General features: G+C 61.2%; 12 protein-coding genes and 1 pseudogene. 3 read left to right on the top strand and 10 right to left on the bottom strand.

Features of this window, described 5'->3' with window-relative positions; all coding sequences use genetic code 11:
- Positions 1-51: 51 nt before the first annotated feature.
- Both recJ and QZR30_RS20110 read right to left on the bottom strand, forming a co-directional pair.
- Entirely contained in the window at positions 52-1,761 is a 1,710-nt protein-coding gene (gene recJ, locus QZR30_RS20105) for a single-stranded-DNA-specific exonuclease RecJ (protein WP_046069396.1), read from the bottom strand.
- Positions 1,762-1,911: 150 nt separating this feature from the next.
- Positions 1,912-2,454: a YaeQ family protein gene (locus tag QZR30_RS20110; RefSeq protein WP_003193952.1), complete on the bottom strand. Its 543-nt coding sequence runs from the start codon at positions 2,452-2,454 to the stop codon at positions 1,912-1,914.
- 131 nt (positions 2,455-2,585) lie between these two features.
- On the opposite strand from QZR30_RS20110, the gene QZR30_RS20115 reads away from it, so the two are divergent.
- Positions 2,586-3,785 (top strand): CaiB/BaiF CoA transferase family protein, encoded by a 1,200-nt coding sequence (locus QZR30_RS20115; RefSeq protein WP_043046867.1) that lies wholly within the window; start codon positions 2,586-2,588, stop codon positions 3,783-3,785.
- A 172-nt stretch (positions 3,786-3,957) separates the two neighbouring features.
- Here QZR30_RS20115 and QZR30_RS20120 read toward each other — a convergent pair whose 3' ends face one another.
- Positions 3,958-4,242 (bottom strand): DUF3509 domain-containing protein, encoded by a 285-nt coding sequence (locus QZR30_RS20120; RefSeq protein ID WP_046069398.1) that lies wholly within the window; start codon positions 4,240-4,242, stop codon positions 3,958-3,960.
- Positions 4,243-4,449: 207 nt separating this feature from the next.
- On the opposite strand from QZR30_RS20120, the gene QZR30_RS20125 reads away from it, so the two are divergent.
- A complete protein-coding gene (locus QZR30_RS20125) occupies positions 4,450-5,112 on the top strand; it encodes a response regulator transcription factor (RefSeq protein ID WP_056847586.1) in 663 nt (220 codons plus the stop codon).
- On the opposite strand, the gene QZR30_RS20130 is transcribed toward QZR30_RS20125, so the two are convergent.
- From QZR30_RS20130 to xerD, 6 genes and pseudogenes are all read right to left on the bottom strand, one after another.
- The gene (locus tag QZR30_RS20130) at positions 5,081-6,325 is read right to left on the bottom strand and encodes an EAL domain-containing response regulator (protein WP_056847585.1); all 1,245 of its coding nucleotides are present in this window, start codon (positions 6,323-6,325) and stop codon (positions 5,081-5,083) included. The two genes, QZR30_RS20125 and QZR30_RS20130, sit on opposite strands and share 32 nt — an antisense overlap.
- Before the next feature lie 514 nt (positions 6,326-6,839).
- Positions 6,840-10,408, bottom strand: a pseudogene (locus QZR30_RS20135) (ATP-binding protein).
- 173 nt (positions 10,409-10,581) lie between these two features.
- Positions 10,582-11,991, bottom strand: a complete 1,410-nt coding sequence (gene thrC, locus QZR30_RS20140) for a threonine synthase (RefSeq protein ID WP_043046863.1) — start codon at positions 11,989-11,991, stop codon at positions 10,582-10,584.
- Between the two features lie 66 nt (positions 11,992-12,057).
- A complete protein-coding gene (locus tag QZR30_RS20145) occupies positions 12,058-13,362 on the bottom strand; it encodes a homoserine dehydrogenase (RefSeq protein ID WP_043046862.1) in 1,305 nt (434 codons plus the stop codon).
- A 128-nt stretch (positions 13,363-13,490) separates the two neighbouring features.
- Positions 13,491-14,222 carry a thioredoxin fold domain-containing protein gene (locus tag QZR30_RS20150; protein WP_046069402.1) on the bottom strand — a complete coding sequence of 244 codons (732 nt, stop codon included), beginning with the start codon at positions 14,220-14,222 and terminating at the stop codon, positions 13,491-13,493.
- Between the two features lie 148 nt (positions 14,223-14,370).
- Positions 14,371-15,267 (bottom strand): site-specific tyrosine recombinase XerD, encoded by an 897-nt coding sequence (xerD, locus tag QZR30_RS20155; protein WP_046069403.1) that lies wholly within the window; start codon positions 15,265-15,267, stop codon positions 14,371-14,373.
- Positions 15,268-15,374: 107 nt separating this feature from the next.
- Here xerD and QZR30_RS20160 point away from each other — a divergent pair, with 107 nt between their 5' ends.
- Positions 15,375-17,183: a cation:proton antiporter gene (locus QZR30_RS20160; RefSeq protein ID WP_046069404.1), complete on the top strand. Its 1,809-nt coding sequence runs from the start codon at positions 15,375-15,377 to the stop codon at positions 17,181-17,183.
- Here the strand turns inward: QZR30_RS20160 and QZR30_RS20165 are convergent, their stop codons facing one another.
- Positions 17,184-17,597, bottom strand: coding sequence for an acyl-CoA thioesterase (locus tag QZR30_RS20165; RefSeq protein ID WP_046069405.1), 414 nt, complete (start codon positions 17,595-17,597; stop codon positions 17,184-17,186).
- Positions 17,598-17,633: the final 36 nt, after the last annotated feature.

The following is a 17,633-nucleotide window of genomic DNA, read 5'->3' on the forward strand; positions in this document are numbered from 1 at the left end:
GCTATCGGGAGCAAGCCCCCTCCCACATTTGTTTTGTATTGTCAGTAATATCTAGCGCGGTTCGATGTGGGCAATCATCAGCTGTACAGTCTCATTGCCGCGAAACTCGTTCACATCCAGCTTATAAGCCAACTCTACCCACCGCACGGTCGGGTTCGGCCACACCTCGCGGTCCACGCCAAAGGCGATACCATCGAGCTTCACTGACCCGCATTCGCTCTTGAGCACCACCTTCAGGTGCCGCTCCCCCACTACCCGCTGCTCCACCAACTGAAACACACCATGAAACAACGGCTCGGGAAAGTGCTGCCCCCATGGGCCGGCATGGCGCAGGGCGCGGGCCAGCTCCAGGTGGAACTCTTCCACGGCCAAGGTGCCGTCGGAGAGCAGGCGGCCGGTGAGGTCCTCTTCACGCAGCTGCCGACGCACTTCGGCATCGAAGGCTTCGGCAAACAGTGGGAAGTTCGCTTCGGGCAAGGTCAGCCCCGCCGCCATGGCGTGACCGCCGTATTTGGTGATCAGGTTGGGATGTTGGCTGGCAACGACCGCCAGTGCATCGCGAATATGAAAGCCTTGCACCGAGCGGCCAGAGCCCTTGAGCAGGCCATCGCCTGCATCGGCGAAAGCGATGGTCGGGCGGAAATAGCGCTCCTTCATGCGCGACGCGAGGATGCCGATTACCCCTTGGTGCCACTCCGGGTCGAACAGGCACAAGCCGTACGGCATCGACTCCACCGGCAAGTCCTTGAGCTGGGCCAGGGCCTCGCGCTGCATGCCTTGTTCGATGGATTTGCGGTCTTGATTCATGCCGTCCAGTTGCGCGGCCATTTCCCGTGCGGCGGCAACGTCGGTAGTGAGCAGGCATTCGATGCCCAGGCTCATATCATCCAGGCGCCCGGCCGCATTCAGACGCGGGCCGAGGATAAAACCCAGGTCGGTGGAGGTGATACGGGCATGATCGCGCTTGGCTACTTCGAGGATCGCCTTGATCCCGGGTCGCGCCCGACCCGCACGGATACGCTCCAGGCCCTGATGGACGAGGATGCGGTTGTTGGCGTCCAGCGGCACCACGTCGGCGACACTGCCCAGGGCCACCAGGTCGAGCAGTTCACCGATGTTCGGCTGTGGGCTGTTGTCATACCAGCCCAAGCTGCGCAAACGCGCACGCAAGGCCATCAGCACGTAGAAAATCACCCCGACCCCGGCCAGGGCCTTGCTGGGAAACCCGCAGCCCGGCTGGTTCGGATTGACGATGGCGTCCGCCGCCGGCAGTTCATCGCCCGGCAGGTGATGGTCGGTCACCAGCACTTTTAATCCCGCCGCCTTTGCCGCCGCCACGCCTTCGACGCTGGAGATACCGTTGTCCACGGTGATCAGCAACTGCGGTTCGCGTTGCAGCGCCACCGCGACAATCTCCGGGGTCAGGCCGTAGCCGTATTCGAAGCGGTTGGGCACCAGGTAGTCGACATGGGCCGCCCCGAGCAAGCGCAGGCCCAGGGTGCCCACGGTGCTCGCCGTGGCGCCATCAGCGTCGAAGTCACCGACGATCAGGATGCGCTGGCGCTGCTCCAGGGCGGTCACCAGCAAGTCCACCGCCGCATCGATGCCCTTGAGCTGCTGGTAGGGAATCAATCGCGCCAGGCTCTTGTCCAGCTCGGCTTCCGATTGCACCCCGCGTGCGGCGTAGAGACGGGTCAACAGCGGCGGCAATTCACCGAGGAATGGCAGGACGGCGGGCAATGGGCGGGGATCGATACGCATACGGTGGTGATAACTTCTCTTTAATAATTGTAGGAGCGAGCTTGCTCGCGAAGGTGGTTAACGATGACGCGGGATGTCTGGGTGATCGCGGTGCCCGGAGGTTTTTCGCGAGCAAGCTCGCTCCTACAGGGAGCCGTGCTCAGCCACGATTCAACCGCGCTCGCCAACCAGCCATTGCAGTTGCACTTCATGCTGGCCACGGTCGTCGGTCACGAAGATCGTACCTTCGCTGATCATCACATCCCACTTGATCACCCGCGGCATGTCCTTGGCCAGGGTCTCCAACACTTCCTGGGGCACGGCAGCGATGTGCACGTTCTTCAGGTTGTTGGCCACCGGCACTACCTTGCCTTCCCACACACGCAGGCTGCCATAGGCCAGCAGGCTGGTGCGTTCGGTGCGGCGCGAACACCAGGTCAGGCGGTCGGCATCCGGCTGGCCGACTTCGATCCAGTGCAAAACCCGATCATCCAGGCTTTTTTCCCACAGGGCCGGCTCGTCTACATCTGACAGGCCACGCCCGAACGCCAACTGCTCGTTGTACCAAAGGGCGTAGGCCAGCAGACGCACGGTCATGCGCTCTTCGGTTTCCGAAGGGTGGCGGGCGATGGTCTGTTTGACGCTCTCATACACCGAGCGGTCGAGGTCGGTGAGGTTGAGTTCGAATTTGTAGGTCGTGGACGGCTGGGCCATGAACGGGCTTCTAGAGACAGGGAAAGGTGGCCAGTCTAACCGATGGCGGGGTCATTCAACGAATCTGCGCTGCATCTGCTCACCTATGTTAAAAAGCAAGACACCTCCGTCCCGTGCTTGTAAGGATCCCCATGTCGCTTAATGCCAAACCCCTTGCCGGTCTGAAAGTCATCGAACTTGGCACATTGATTGCCGGCCCATTCGCGTCGCGGATCTGCGCTGAATTCGGTGCCGAGGTGATCAAGGTCGAATCGCCGGACGGCGGTGACCCGCTGCGCAAGTGGCGCAAGCTGTATGAGGGTACCTCGTTGTGGTGGTTCGTGCAGGCGCGTAACAAGCAGTCGCTGACCCTCAACCTCAAGCACCCCGATGGCCTGGCGATCCTCAAGCAACTGCTGGCCGACGCCGACATCCTGATCGAAAACTTCCGCCCCGGCGTGCTGGAAAAACTCGGCCTGAGCTGGGAAACCCTGCACGCATTGAACCCCAAGCTGGTGATGGTGCGGCTCTCGGGCTTCGGCCAGACCGGGCCGATGAAGGATCAGCCGGGGTTTGGCGCGGTGGGCGAGTCCATGGGGGGCTTGCGCTATATCACCGGCTTCGAGGACCGCCCGCCCGTGCGCACCGGGATCTCCATCGGCGACTCGATTGCCGCGCTGTGGGCGGTGATCGGTGCGTTGATGGCGCTGCGTCATCGCGAAGTCAACGGCGGCCTGGGCCAGGTGGTGGATGTGGCGTTGTATGAAGCCATCTTCGCCATGATGGAAAGCATGATCCCCGAGTTCGACGTATTCGGGTTTATTCGCGAACGCACCGGCAACATCATGCCCGGCATCACCCCCTCCTCGATCCACACCAGTGCGGACGGCAAGCATGTGCAGATCGGCGCCAACGGCGATGCGATTTTCAAACGCTTCATGGCCACCATCGGGCGTGACGACTTGGCGAATGACCCACAGTTGGCCAGCAATGACGGGCGAGACCTGCGCCGCGACGAGCTGTACGGCGTGATCGACCGCTGGGTCAATTCGCTGCCGCTGGACCAGGTGGTTGAGCAACTGAACAAGGCCGAGGTGCCCGCCAGCCGCATCTACAGCGCCGAAGACATGCTGGGCGACCCGCAATTCCTGGCCCGGGAAATGTTCCTCAAGGCGCAACTTCCAGGCGGCAAGGACTTCAAGATGCCGGGCATAGTGCCCAAGCTCTCGGATACACCGGGCAGCTGCGAATGGGTCGGGCCGCAATTGGGTGAACACAACAGCGTGGTGCTCAATGCCCTGGGCTACGACGCGGCGGCTATTACCCGCCTGCGTGAGAATGGTGCGATCTAAAAATCGCGGGCAAAAAGAAACCCCGAGCAGTGGGGAGACAACTCGGGGTTAAACGTGGCCTACAAAAAAGGCCCGCACAGCAAGCAACAAACACCGGAGCACAATGATTGCTCTTGCTGATACCAACTCTGACTGACCGCCCCGTAGGAAGGTTCCGAAGAAAAATAATGTTTCACGCCAGTGCGCCGCCACGGGTCTGGGCGGCGTTGCGCAAGGCTGCAATGACCGAGGGTTCCAGACGCCCTTCGGCGATCTTCAGGTCGCGAAGCAGGCAATCCACCACATCTACCAACGCACGTTTATCGATCAACTGCCCACGGTCGACTTCACGTTCAACCACAATGGCGCCACCGGGATTCTTCACGGTTACCAGGCAGTCGTCCCGCACACCAGAAGTGGTCAGCGTAACCTGATAAGGGCTCAGTGCCTCACTGAGCAATAGGTTGATACTTTCCATCTCGATCACCACTCAATCATTCGAAAAAGGTTCGAAAAACAAAAATGTCACGAAGATGCTGACATTCAAGTGACCCGTGCTCAAAGCAGAAAGTTCTACCTTTTGTGTAATCCGCTGCTTGAGGGAAACGAGCATGCACGGAAAACATGACAGAGAAAAAACACCCGCTCACAGGCTAGAATCCCTGAATTAGCCTGGGAGCCTGCCTTGAGAGCCGCGTCTGAAACACCTTTGCGCGTCGTCATTGCCGACGATCATCCGATTTTCCTGATTGGCCTGCGCGCCGTGCTCGAGCGTGACCCGCACCTCAGCATCGTCGGCGAGGCGAACTCACCCCAGGCTCTCAGTGCGTTGCTGCAACACTGTGCCTGCGATGTGCTGGTGACCGACTTCATGATGCCCGCCGAACCGGAGGCCGACGGGTTGCGCCTGATCGAGCAACTGCGCCGGCACCATCCGAACCTGCCCGTTGTGGTGGTGACCATGCTCAATAACGCCGGGCTGTTTCATTCCATCCTGGCGTTGGGCGTCATGGGCCTGCTGAGCAAGGCCAGCCTGGCCGATGAACTGCCGCAGGCAATCCGCCAAGTGCGCCAGCAACGCACCTATGTGGCCCAGACCATTCGCCAGGCGCTGAGCCTGGCCGGAGAAGTCGGCGCTGATCGCCTGCACTCCCGGGAACAGCTGTCACCCCGGGAGCTGGAGGTGATTCGCCTGTTGGCCAGTGGCATGACCGTAGGCGCGATCGCCGCACACCTGCATCGCAGCAAGCAGACCGTCAGCGCACAAAAAGTCAGCGCCATGCGCAAGCTGGGGCTGGGCAACGATGCCGCGTTGTTTATTTATGTACAGGAACACGGGCTGGCCTAGCCTGAAATGCGATCCATTGCTTGATCGCCTCGGCATCCATCGGTCGGGCAATGAAGCAGCCTTGCAGCCACGCGGCTCCCAGCTCACCCACAGCGTGATAGTCGGCGACAGTTTCCACGCCAGTGACCACCACGGCGATGTTCAGCCGCTTGGCCATACTCATGGCACCCGCCACCACCGCGGCCTTGCGGTCGTCATTGGCCATCCCGCAGGCAAAGGCCGGGGGGATCTTCAGTTCGGTGAACGGCAATTCCAGCAAATGTTGCAAGCTGGTGCCGCCCATGCCGAAATCACCGATAGATAACTGGCAACCCAACATGCGCAGGCGCAGAAGGCCGGTGACATGCGCGCTGTCGGTTTTCAACGTCGAGGCTTCCACCAGCTCCAGGGTCAGGCTGTGGGCGGGCACGCCGTGAAGTTGCAGCAAGCCTTGCAGCACCTGGGGAAAGTGCGCTCGCTCGAGCATGCGCCCAGGAATGTTCACCGCTACCGGCAACACTTGGCCGGTCTCGCCCATGACCAGGTTCGCGAGGCCGAGCGCCTGTTCCAGCACGTGCCAGGTAAAGGCCTCCTCCATGCCGGCAAACTCGAGCACCGGCAGGAATTCATCAGGCAGCAGCAGCTCGCCTTCCGATAACTGCCAACGCGCCAGCGCCTCTACACCCTGAAGCACACCGGCCTGGCTGACGATGGGCTGATACCAGACCCTGCCACACGCCGCGATGGCGACCTGGCTGATATCGGCCGACGGCGGCAACTGCTCGCTGTCGCTCAAGCCCAGCAACTGGCGCACGCGCTCCCAGGACAGCACCAGTGGCCCAGGACGCAAGTGCGCCTGGCAGTCGGCCAAGACTTGCCCGATCAACGTTGCCGAGGCCGGCTTGGGCAGGCACGCCAATACCTTGAGTCCCATCTGCCGTGCCATATTCGCAACGCCTTCCAACACATCAGGCTCGGCATTACTGAGCAGGACCAGCACTTGGGCCAGACGGCGCTCGGCCAATTCGCGGATCAGCTCCAGGCCATCGCCCTGCTCCAGGTATAGATCGCAAATGGCGATATCCACCGGGCCTTTGCTGTCCAGGGATTGGCGGGCCGTTTCGACATTCTCGGCGGTCAGTACGTTGAACACGCCATTGGCATTGAGCATCTGGTGCAGTGCCATCAGTTGAAACGGGTTGTCTTCGAGGATCAGGACGTTGAGAGAGCGCATGGGTCATTGAGTCGGCATCGGGGCAGAGGCTGACACACTACTCAGATGTCCCGCACAGCCCCATAGGACATGTCCTAAATGCGGTCTCAGGGATGATCAAATGTGGGAGAGGGCCTGCCCCCGCTGAGCATGGGTATCTACACAACTGTGTAGCCGCCGACGGTAACTACGATGCGCAGCGAGCCGCCCTTGATCTTGCTTTTGATCTTAGGCGCCCCGTTAAACCACGCTGGCCGTAAGGGCGGAACCCATAAACGCCGTTACCTAAATAACGGATATGTACTCGGTCTGATCCAACATCCTGGTCGGCTCTCAGACCGCCATCGGGAGCAAGCCCCCTCCCACACTTGGATCGCGGTGCATCAGTCATATAGCTATAAGCTGCCAGGGAGCAGCAGCGCACCAAAGTTGTGTAGATCCCTATGCCTCGATGAGGGAGTGTCAGCAAGCACATCTGTGACTGAGCCGCCGCCATTGGGGGCAAACCCCCTCCCACATTGCATCGCGTCGGCAGTCAATCCAGATAGGGCTGCAGGTCGCGACGAAACACTTTCAACGCCTCGGACAACTTCAACCAAGGCTCCTCCAGCTCAGCGCCGCGCTGCTCTCGTGCACATTTTTCCAGGGCCATGCACGCCTTGGCCAGTGGCAGGGCATCCACCAGCGAGCAAATACCCTTGAGCCGGTGCAGCGCCGCATTCAGGCGCGCAACGTCACGCTCGGCCAGGGCGCTCGCCAATACCTCATGTTCGTGATCCAGGCTCTTTGCCAGTTCCTGCAACATGCTGTGCAGCACCGGCCCGTCGGCCTGGGTCATGGTGCGCAAGGCCTGGATGTCGAACGAGCGCTGCGACGCCACGCGGGCCAGCACACGGGTCCAGTGCTCCAGGGTCACAGGCTTGACCAGCAGCTCATCCATGCCAGCCTCCTCGCAGCGTTGTAGCTCATCGTTCATGGCGTTCGCGGTACAACCGATTACGGCGCAACGGGACCGTTGTTGCCCGGCTTCGATGCGCCGGATCGCCTCGCTCAAGGCATACCCGGACATGCCCGGCATCTGGCAATCGGTCACCACCACGTCGAAATGTTGCTCACGCCAACGTTGCAACGCGGCGTCGGCTGAATCCAATGCAATCACCTGATGCCCGAGGAACTGCAACTGCTGGGCCAGCACCAGGCGATTGGCCGCCAGGTCATCGACCACCAGCACCGAGAGGCTGCGCCCCAGGGGTGGCAACGTTGCGGTCGGCGTCGCCGGCACATCATCGGTGCTGACCCGATCCAGGCGCAGGTCAATGCACACCACCGTGCCCTCGCCCACCACGCTGTCGAGGTGAATGCGCCCGCCCATCAACTCCACCAATTGCTTGCAGATACTCAGGCCCAACCCGGTACCGCCATGTTCCGCCGTGGTCAATGCGCTCACCTGGGTAAACGGCTTGAACACACGCGGCTGCTGCTCGGCGCTGATCCCCGGGCCGCTGTCCTCGACGCAAAGGTGCAGATACTCGGCGTCGTTCTCATCGCGCTGGCAACTGACACTGAGGCGACCCCCCCCCGCTCGGTAAACTTCAACGCGTTGCCCAACAGGTTGTGCATGACCTGGCGCAAGCGCAGCGGGTCGAACCAGTAATAGCCCTGGGCGGCCGGATCAAATGCCAGGGTCAAATGCAGACCCTTTTTTTGTGCCGTAGCTTCGAACAGGCGCTGGATGCCTTCAAAAAAGCCCTTCAACTCGACGGTCTGCGGAACCAGTTGCAGGTGACCGGCCTCGATCTTGGCCAGGTCCAGGCTGTCACCCATCAAGGCGATCAGCTCCCGTGCCGAACGATGGGCCACCTGCAGCGCTTCAGACACCGCCTGGCCGCCTGCCAGGCAGCGCTCTTGTTCCAGCTCGAGCAAACCAATGATAGCGGTCATGGGTGTACGAATCTCGTGGCTCAAGGAGGAGAGAAACGCACTTTTGGCGTAGTTCGCTTCGTCGGCGGCTTGGCGGGCATCCATCAGTTGGTGCTCCAGGTCTTTGCGTTCGCTGATGTCGATCCAACCGCCCAGCAGCCCCTGCAAGCGGCCCTGGGCGTCGAAGAAGGGTACGGTCCACTGGTAGACGTGCAAGCTGCCGCCGTTGAACTCCAGCTGCCGATCAACAAACAACGGCTGTTGCGTGGCCAGTTGTTCCATGTGTCCTGCGTGCAGGCGCGCCGCCGTGGCTTCGGGCATGACCCTGCTCTCCATCAGCGTGAGGCCCTGGATCAGCTCCAGCCGGGTCGCCAGTTGCTGTTCATAACTCTTGTTGCAGGTCATCAGCCGCCCGGCCAGGTCGCGGACGAACAACGGATTGGGCATGCCATCGAGCAAGGCGCGCTTGAACGCCAATTGGTCATTGAGGCGCTGCTCGGCTTCCAGCCGCTGGCGGATCTGGCGCTTGAGCCGGCTGTTCCACACCAGCGACACCAGCACAAACAACAGCGCCGTGGCCACCGTCGAATAAGCCCATGGCGGCACCCGCTGCCAGGCCGGCAACGGAATCGCCACGGCGCCGATCCAACGCAGGCGCAACGCGCTCAACTCGGCCACCGGCAAGGCCTCCAGGGCTTTGTTCAGGATGCTCAACAGCTCAGGCTGATCCTTGCGCACCGACAGGCAGTTTGACGACCACTTGCCATCGACACTGCGGCCGATTCGCAAACCGTCCTCGGTATAACTCTGCACCTCCACTTCGGTCTGCACGGTGGCGGCCGCTTCACCCCGTTGCACCAACTCACGGGCCTGGGCGTAATTGTCCACCAGCCGCAGCTCGATCCGGGGGTACATCTGGCGGATATCATTCTCCAGCACATGGCGCGCCGGCAGCGCCAGGACCTTGCCCTCCAACTGCTTCAAACCGGTCAGCGGCGCCGTATCGGCGCGTTCGACAAACACCCAGCCGGAGCCGCCAAAACCGTGGCTGAAGTCGAGCAACGCCCTGCGTTCCTGATTCGCCGCCAGGGTGGTGTTCATCTGCGCCCTGCCCGTTTCCAGCCACTCCAGGGTTTGCGCGGTGGAATGCACTTCTTCGATGACAAACTGCAAACCGGTCATGCGCGAAATGCGATGCAACAGGTCGACGTTCAAGCCCACCCAGTGACCGTCCTTGTCCTTGAATATGTAGGGCGACATCTGTTGGGCCACTACCACGACATGGGGATGCTGCAATAACCAAGTGCGTTCCGAGGCCGACAGCTCAACACGCTCGCCGCTGAAACCGACGCCGAGCCCGGTGGTCCAGCGTGCGAGGATTTCGCGCTGCACCGACTCGTCGATACTCGCCAGGGCACGGTTCATCATCGCTCCCAGCAACGGCTCGGCCGCACGGGTGGCGAAGGCAAAACCGATGGGGGCCAGCCGGCTCTGCTCCTTGATCTGCAAGCCCAGATAAGGCCGCAGCGACTTATAGGCCCGAACAATCACTTCATTGCCGATAAACGCATCGGCATCGCCTTGCTTGAGTGCTTCCAGGCCGCTGTAAAGGTTGGGAGCAAGCATGATGTGGCTATCAGGGTAAGCCGCCTGCACGTTATGCACATTGGCGTAGCCGTCGAGCAACACCACTTTCTTGCCCGCCAGATCGTCGTCTTGAAACTCGTCACGACGCAACACCACTACGGATTGATCGGGCATGTAGTCCTGGGTGAAGTGCAACCCGGGGACATCGCGTTCATAGCCATTGGCGCTGGTCAGGATATCGATGGCCCCACTGCGCAGCGCCTCAACCGCCTGGGCCCGCTCGGCAAAGCCCAGTACCTGCATGGGCACCTGCAACCGAGCACCGACCAGGCTCAGGTAATCGGCACTGATGCCCTGATAGCGATTGCGGTCGCGGGTGATATCAATCGGCTGGTAGTCATCAATGGAAATGCCCACCTTCAATGGTCGGTGCGTCGCCAGCCACTGCTGCTCGGCGGGCGCCAGGGGCAACGGCTCAAGGGGGATAAATGCCGGCACCAGTTTGAAGGGCAGGCTGACGGCCGCCAGGCCTGCCGGTATTTGGGTAAGCCACAGCATGCACATCAGCCGCCATGTCCATTGGATCAAAACCTGCACCGATTGGATTTCCTTGATTGGGCAAGTGAGCAAGTATGGCTCGCCAAAATAAAAAAGCCCGTCACGAGGACGGGCTTGGCCGACTGCAAAAGCGATATTTGCCGGATGAATTCGGATCAAATGTGAGAGGAACAGCAGATAGATGCCTCTCAATATTCAGGCCGAACTATCGATCAGAGCGGCTTGCCGCGATTACCGTGCTGGCTGACAAACGCCTGCACAGCCTTCAGGTCGTTAGCCAGCACGGTGCAGCGCTCTTCACGCTCGAACAGGTCGACCAAGTGCTCCGGCAATTCCAAGGCCTTGCCAACACCGGCCTTCTCCACCGCCTCGGGGAACTTGACCGGGTGCGCAGTGCCGAGGATCACCATCGGGATGTCCAGGCTGCGGCGGCATTCGCGGGCGGCCTTCACACCGATTGCCGTGTGCGGGTCGAGCACTTCGCCGGTCTGGGCATAGACCTCAGCAATGGTTTCGCAAGTCTGCGCATCGTCCACGGCCAGGGAGTCGAACAGCTTGCGGGTTTCGGTCCAGCGTTCCTCATCAACGCTGAAACCGCCACCTTGCTTGAAGCTGCTCATCAGTTCGGCCAGGGCCGCGCCGTTGCGACCGTGCATGTCGAACAGCAGGCGTTCGAAGTTCGACGACACCATGATGTCCATGGACGGCGACAGCGTGGCGTGCAGGGTTTCCTTGACGTACTGGTTGCCGCTCATGAAGCGGTGCAGGATGTCGTTGCGGTTGGTGGCGACGATCAGCTGGTTGATCGGCAGGCCCATGTTGCGCGCCAGGTAACCGGCGAAGATGTCGCCGAAGTTGCCGGTGGGTACCGAGAACGACACCGAACGCGCTGGGCCGCCCAGTTGCAGGGAGGCGTGGAAGTAGTAGACGATCTGGGCCATGATCCGCGCCCAGTTGATCGAGTTCACTGCCACCAGGCGGGTGCCCTTGAGGAAACTCTGGTCAGCGAAGCTGTTCTTGACCATTTCCTGGCAGTCGTCGAAGTTGCCTTCGATGGCGATGTTGTGGATGTTCTCACCGAAGATGGTGGTCATCTGCCGGCGCTGCACCTCCGACACGCGCTTGTGCGGGTGCAGGATGAAGATGTCGACGTTTTCGCAGTGCTTGCACCCTTCGATGGCCGCCGAGCCGGTATCACCGGAAGTGGCGCCGATGATCACCACGCGTTCGCCGCGCTTCTCCAGTACATAATCGAGCAAACGCCCCAGCAATTGCAGGGCGAAGTCCTTGAACGCCAGGGTCGGGCCGTGGAACAGTTCAAGGACCCACTCGTTGCCGTTCAGTTGGCGCAAGGGTGCGATGGCGTTGTGGGAAAACACGCCGTACGTCTCTTCCAGGATCTTCTTGAAATCCGCATCCGGAATGCTGCCGGTAACGAACGGGCGCATCACCCGGAACGCCAGCTCGTGGTACGGCAGGCCGGCCCAGGAAGCGATTTCTTCCTGGGTGAAGCGCGGCAGGTTTTCCGGCACGTACAGGCCGCCGTCGGTGGCAAGGCCTGCCAGCAGGACGTCTTCGAAATTCAGGGCCGGTGCCTGGCCGCGGGTGCTGATGTAACGCATGACTGGCTCCTCTAAAACATTCTCGAACAGAGGCCGCCAAACAGTCGGGGCCCCTGGAACAATCGGTTAGTTCAGGTGTTCGACGCGAATACGCACCACCGGGCCAACCACACCTTGCAGAGCTTCCAGGGCGTGGATGGCATCGTTGATATGCTGCTCGAGCACGCGGTGGGTCAGCAGGATCATCGGCACCTGGCCGTTTTGCTCCTCGACTTCCTTCTGCATGATCGACTCGATATTGATGCCGCGCTCCGACAGGATGCTCGCCACCTGGGCCAGCACGCCGGGATGATCCTGGGCCTGGATGCGCAGGTAGTAGGCGCTTTCGCAGGCTTCGATCGGCAAAATCGGATGGGCCGACAGCGAGTCCGGCTGGAAGGCCAGGTGCGGTACGCGGTTTTCCGGGTCGCTGGTCATAGCGCGGACCACGTCCACCAGGTCGGCGATCACCGACGAGGCGGTCGGCTCCATGCCGGCGCCGGCGCCGTAGAACAGGGTGGAGCCGGCGGCGTCGCCGTTGACCATCACCGCATTCATCACGCCATTGACGTTGGCGATCAGGCGGTCGGCCGGGATCAGCGTCGGGTGCACACGCAACTCGATGCCTGCCGGGGTGCTGCGCGCCACGCCCAGGTGCTTGATGCGGTAGCCCAGGGCTTCGGCGTAGTTCACGTCGGCAGTGGTCAGCTTGGTGATGCCTTCGGTGTAGGCCTTGTCGAACTGCAGCGGGATACCAAAGGCAATGGAGGCCAGGATGGTGAGCTTGTGCGCTGCGTCGATGCCTTCCACGTCAAAGGTCGGGTCGGCCTCGGCGTAACCCAGGGCCTGGGCTTCGGCCAGTACGTCTTCGAAGGTACGGCCCTTCTCGCGCATTTCGGTGAGGATGAAGTTGCCGGTGCCGTTGATGATGCCGGCCACCCAGTTGATACGGTTGGCAGACAGGCCTTCACGGATCGCCTTGATCACCGGGATACCACCGGCCACCGCGGCTTCGAACGCGACAATCACGCCTTTTTCGCGGGCCTTGGCGAAGATCTCGTTGCCATGCACGGCGATCAGCGCCTTGTTGGCGGTGACCACGTGCTTGCCGTTCTCGATGGCCTTGAGCACCAGCTCGCGGGCCACGGTATAGCCGCCCACCAGTTCGATGACGATATCGATTTCAGGGTTGGTGGCTACGGCGAAGACATCGTTGGTAATCGCAATACCGGTCGTTTCGTACTGAGGCTTTGGCGAACGCGTGGCAATTTGCGCCACTTCAATCCCACGCCCTGCACGGCGGGAAATTTCTTCAGCGTTACGCTGAAGTACGTTGAAGGTACCGCCACCGACGGTCCCTAACCCACAGATGCCTACTTTGACCGGTTTCACTGAAGAACTCCCCATGAAACGGCCGACTCAAGGTCGGCCGTGAAAACAGCCGCACAACTGCGGCTCTCAATTAATGACCCGTCGACAGTTCGGCGGGTCATGATCGTCAAAGGCTCGACGATTAATGCTTACTTGGCACCCAGTGCCAGTTTGGCAACTTGCGGCGCCGGCTGGTAGCCCGGAATCACCTGGCCGTCGGCCAAAACGATGGCCGGTGTACCGTTCACACCAATGGACTGGCCGAGGGCGAACTGCTTGGAAACCGGGTTGGCGCATTTGGCCGCCTTGATTTCCTTGCCATCGACCATCTTGTCCATGGCCGCTTTCTTGTCGGCCGAGCACCATACGGCTTGCAACTGCTCGTCACCCGGCGAACCCAGGCCCTGGCGCGGGAACGCTACATAGCGCACTTCCACACCCAGCTTGTTCAGTGCCGGTATCTCGGCGTGCAGCTTGTGGCAGTACGGGCAGGTGGTGTCGGTGAACACGGTGATGTGGGTCTTGGTCTCGCCGATGGCCGGGTACACCACGGTTTCAGCCACCGGGATACCGTTGATCAGCTTGGACACGCCCAGGCGCTCGGCCTTCTCGGTCAGGTTGACCGGCTTGCCATCCTTGAGCTGGAACAGGTAGCCCTGCACGATGTACTGGCCATCGGCACTGGCGTACAGCACACGGCTGCCCTTGAGCTTGACTTCATACAGGCCGGCCATGGGGCTGGCGCTGATGCTTTCGATCGGGGTGTCGAGCGCCAGGTTGGCCAGGCTCTTGCGAATGGTCTGCTCGGCCGCATCATCGGCGACAGCAAAGGTGGAAACCAACGCAATGGCTGCGGCGGCAATAATCTGGGTCAAGCGCATGGGAACTCCTGAAGGCAGAGGCAGGGACGGGAGCAGAATATCGATCTGGAACCCAACTCGGGTCGTCCCCTTTGCGAACCGGCAAAGCCTACCACAGTTGGGCCGGGGGGCAGACTGCAGCAGGTAAATTGGGCCGTTTCTGACAGTTTTATCCCCTTGGGTGATGCTTGGCGTGCATGTCCTGCAAACGTGCGCGGGCCACATGGGTGTAAATCTGAGTGGTGGATAAGTCGCTGTGGCCGAGCAGCATTTGAACCACACGCAAATCGGCGCCGTGATTGAGCAAATGGGTAGCGAATGCATGGCGCAAGGTGTGGGGCGACAGGGCCTTGCCGATTCCAGCCACTTTGGCCTGGTGCTTGATGCGGTGCCAGAAGGTCTGGCGGGTCATCTGCTCGCCGCGCAGGCTGGGGAACAGCACATCACTGGGGCGCCCACCGAGCAATTCGTGGCGCGCATCGCGCATGTAGCGTTCGACCCACACGATCGCTTCCTCACCCATGGGCACCAGCCGCTCCTTGCTGCCCTTACCCATCACCCGCAGCACGCCCTGGCGCAGGTTGACTTGCTCCAGGGTCAGGCTGATCAGCTCGGTCACACGCAGGCCGCAGGCGTACAACACTTCCAGCATGGCGCGGTCGCGTTGGCCGATGGCTTCACTGAGATCCGGCGCAGCCAACAGAGCATCCACGTCAGCTTCCGACAAAGATTTAGGAAGAGGCCTACCTAATTGCGGCATATCGATTTGTAGAGTGGGATCGGTCGCAATGAGCTTTTCCCGCAGCAGGTAGCGGTAAAAGCCGCGCACGCCGGACAGGAATCGTGCGGTGGAGCGTGGTTTGTAGTTCTGCTCAAGGCGCCACGCCAGATGATCGAGGATCAGCTCACGCCCGGCGTTGATCAACTCAAGGTTTTTGTCCTGCAACCAGCCATTGAACAGGGCCAGGTCGCTGCGATACGCCTGGCGCGTGTTGTCCGACAGGCCTTTTTCCAGCCAGAGGGCGTCGAGGAAGCGGTCGATCAAAGGGTGGTCGATGGCGGGCATGGGTACTCAAGCTACGCAGCACGGGGCTTTGCGCAAATTATTTAGTGAACTGTGGCAAGGGTCGCTAGTCTTTCATAGCCCGCTACTTCAAGGAACAGGAAGCTTCAATGAATGAACAACAGATTTTGCTGGCCTTTGGCGGCATTGGAGTGGCGGCATTGGGTTGCCAATGGCTGGCGTGGCGGCTCAAGTTGCCGGCGATCCTGTTTCTGTTATTGACGGGTATTTTGGCGGGGCCGGTACTGGGCTGGCTCGACCCGCAGGAGATGTTCGGCCCTCTGTTAATGCCGTTGGTGTCCCTGGCCGTGGCGTTGATCCTGTTCGAAGGCAGCCTGACCCTGCACCTGTCGGAATGGAAGGAAATCGGCAGCGTGGTGCATCGCCTGGTCACGGTCGGTGCCCTGTCGACTTGGGCGGTGATCACCCTGGCCACTCACTGGCTGTTGGGCTTTGACTGGATGCTCGCGCTGCTGTTCGGCACGCTGACCCTGGTGACCGGGCCGACCGTGATCGTGCCGATGCTGCGCGTGGTACGCCCCAAAGCCTCCATCGCCAATATCCTGCGCTGGGAAGGCATCGTCATCGACCCGATCGGCGCGCTGCTGGCGGTAGTGGTCTACAGCTTCATCATTGCCCGGGCTTCGGGCGACGGCTTGAGCCATAGCCTGCTGACCTTTGGCGGCGTCATCCTCTGCGGTAGCCTGTTCGGGATCGCCGGCGGCTGGGTACTGGGGCAGATCATGCGCCGCCAGTGGTTGCCGGAATACCTGCATAACTTGGCGACGCTGGCGGGTGTGCTGGGCATCTTCATTGCCGCCAACCAGGTGATGCATGAGTCCGGCCTGCTGGCGGTCACGCTGATGGGCATGTGGATGGCGAACATGAAGGGTGTGGATGTAAGACACATCCTGCACTTCAAAGAAAACCTCAGTGTGCTGCTGATTTCCGGGCTGTTCATCCTGTTGGCGGCGCGCCTGGACCTGAATGCCTTGATCGCCCTGGGTCCATTCGTGCTGATTCTGCTGGTGATCATCCAGTTTATTGCCCGCCCGCTGAACGTGGCGCTCTCGACCTTCGGCTCCGGACTGAACTGGCGCGAGCGTGCACTGCTGGCCTGGATCGCGCCACGGGGCATTGTGGCGGCGGCGGTGTCGGCGATCTTTGCGATCCGCCTGGATGAGGCGGGTCATGAAGGCGCGTTATTGCTGGTGCCGCTTACCTTCGCGGTGATTATCGGCACCGTGGTGCTGCAAAGTGCCACGGCGCGCCCCTTGGCGCGCTTGCTCAAAGTCGCCGAGCCAGCGCCCAGCGGTTTCCTGATCGTCGGCGCAAACGGCCCGGCGCGGGCACTCGGCAAGGCATTGCAGCAATTGGGCAGCCGGGTGTTGCTGACAGATTCAAGCTGGGAAAACATCCGCGCCAGTCGCATGGAGGGCCTGCCGACTTACTTCGGTAACCCTGCCTCCCAACATGCCGAGTCGCATCTGGACCTGGTCGGCCTGGGGCATTTGCTTGCGCTCTCCCCGTCCGGCGAGTTGAACGCCTTGGCGACCATGCGTTTTCGACATGATTTCGGCCAGCGATTGTTCGCCCTGGCCAGCAGCCAGGAGAACCGTCGCACCGACAAACACAAGGCCAGCCACGAACACCGCGGCCACCTGTTGGGCAGCCAACCCCTGAGCTATACCAAATTGGCAAGCCTGCTGGGCCAGGGTGCCGAGCTATATAGCACCAACCTCACCGATGGCTTTGGCTGGGAGCAGTACCAGGCGTTGCACGGGGAGCGCGCCACCTTGCTGTTTGCCCGGGACACCAGCGGCTGGGTACATGTGGTCACGCCCGAGAGCAGCCTGAAGCCCGTGGCCGGCTGGACGCTGCTGGCGGTGATTCAACCGCAAAACAGCACCACTGCGTAATCAGTCGGCAAACCCAGGCAGTACCGGTACAGGGCGTTTGTCCGCGTCAATCGCGACAAAGCTGAACACGCCCTGGATCGCCTTTTCACGGCCATCAGCGCTCATGCTCTCGACAAACACTTCCACTTCAACCTTGAGGCTGGTGTTGCCGACTTTGATCACTCGGCCGATCAGCTCAACAATGGAGCCGGCCGGGATTGCGTGATTGAAGTCGATACGGTCGGTGGAGACCGTCACCAACGGCAAGCGACAGAAGCGCGTGGCGGCGATGAACGACACTTCGTCCATCCATGCCAAGGCGGTGCCGCCGAACAGGGTGTTGTGGTGGTTGGTAGTCGGCGGGAACACGGCCTTGGTCACGTGGGTAACGGACAGGTCGGTGCGGCGCTGGATTTCTTCGAGGCGGGTGGTCATGGACAAATACCGGCAGATAGACAAATTTCAGGCACA

This window comes from Pseudomonas sp. rhizo25, assembly GCF_031931935.1.
Classification (GTDB): domain Bacteria; phylum Pseudomonadota; class Gammaproteobacteria; order Pseudomonadales; family Pseudomonadaceae; genus Aquipseudomonas; species Aquipseudomonas synxantha.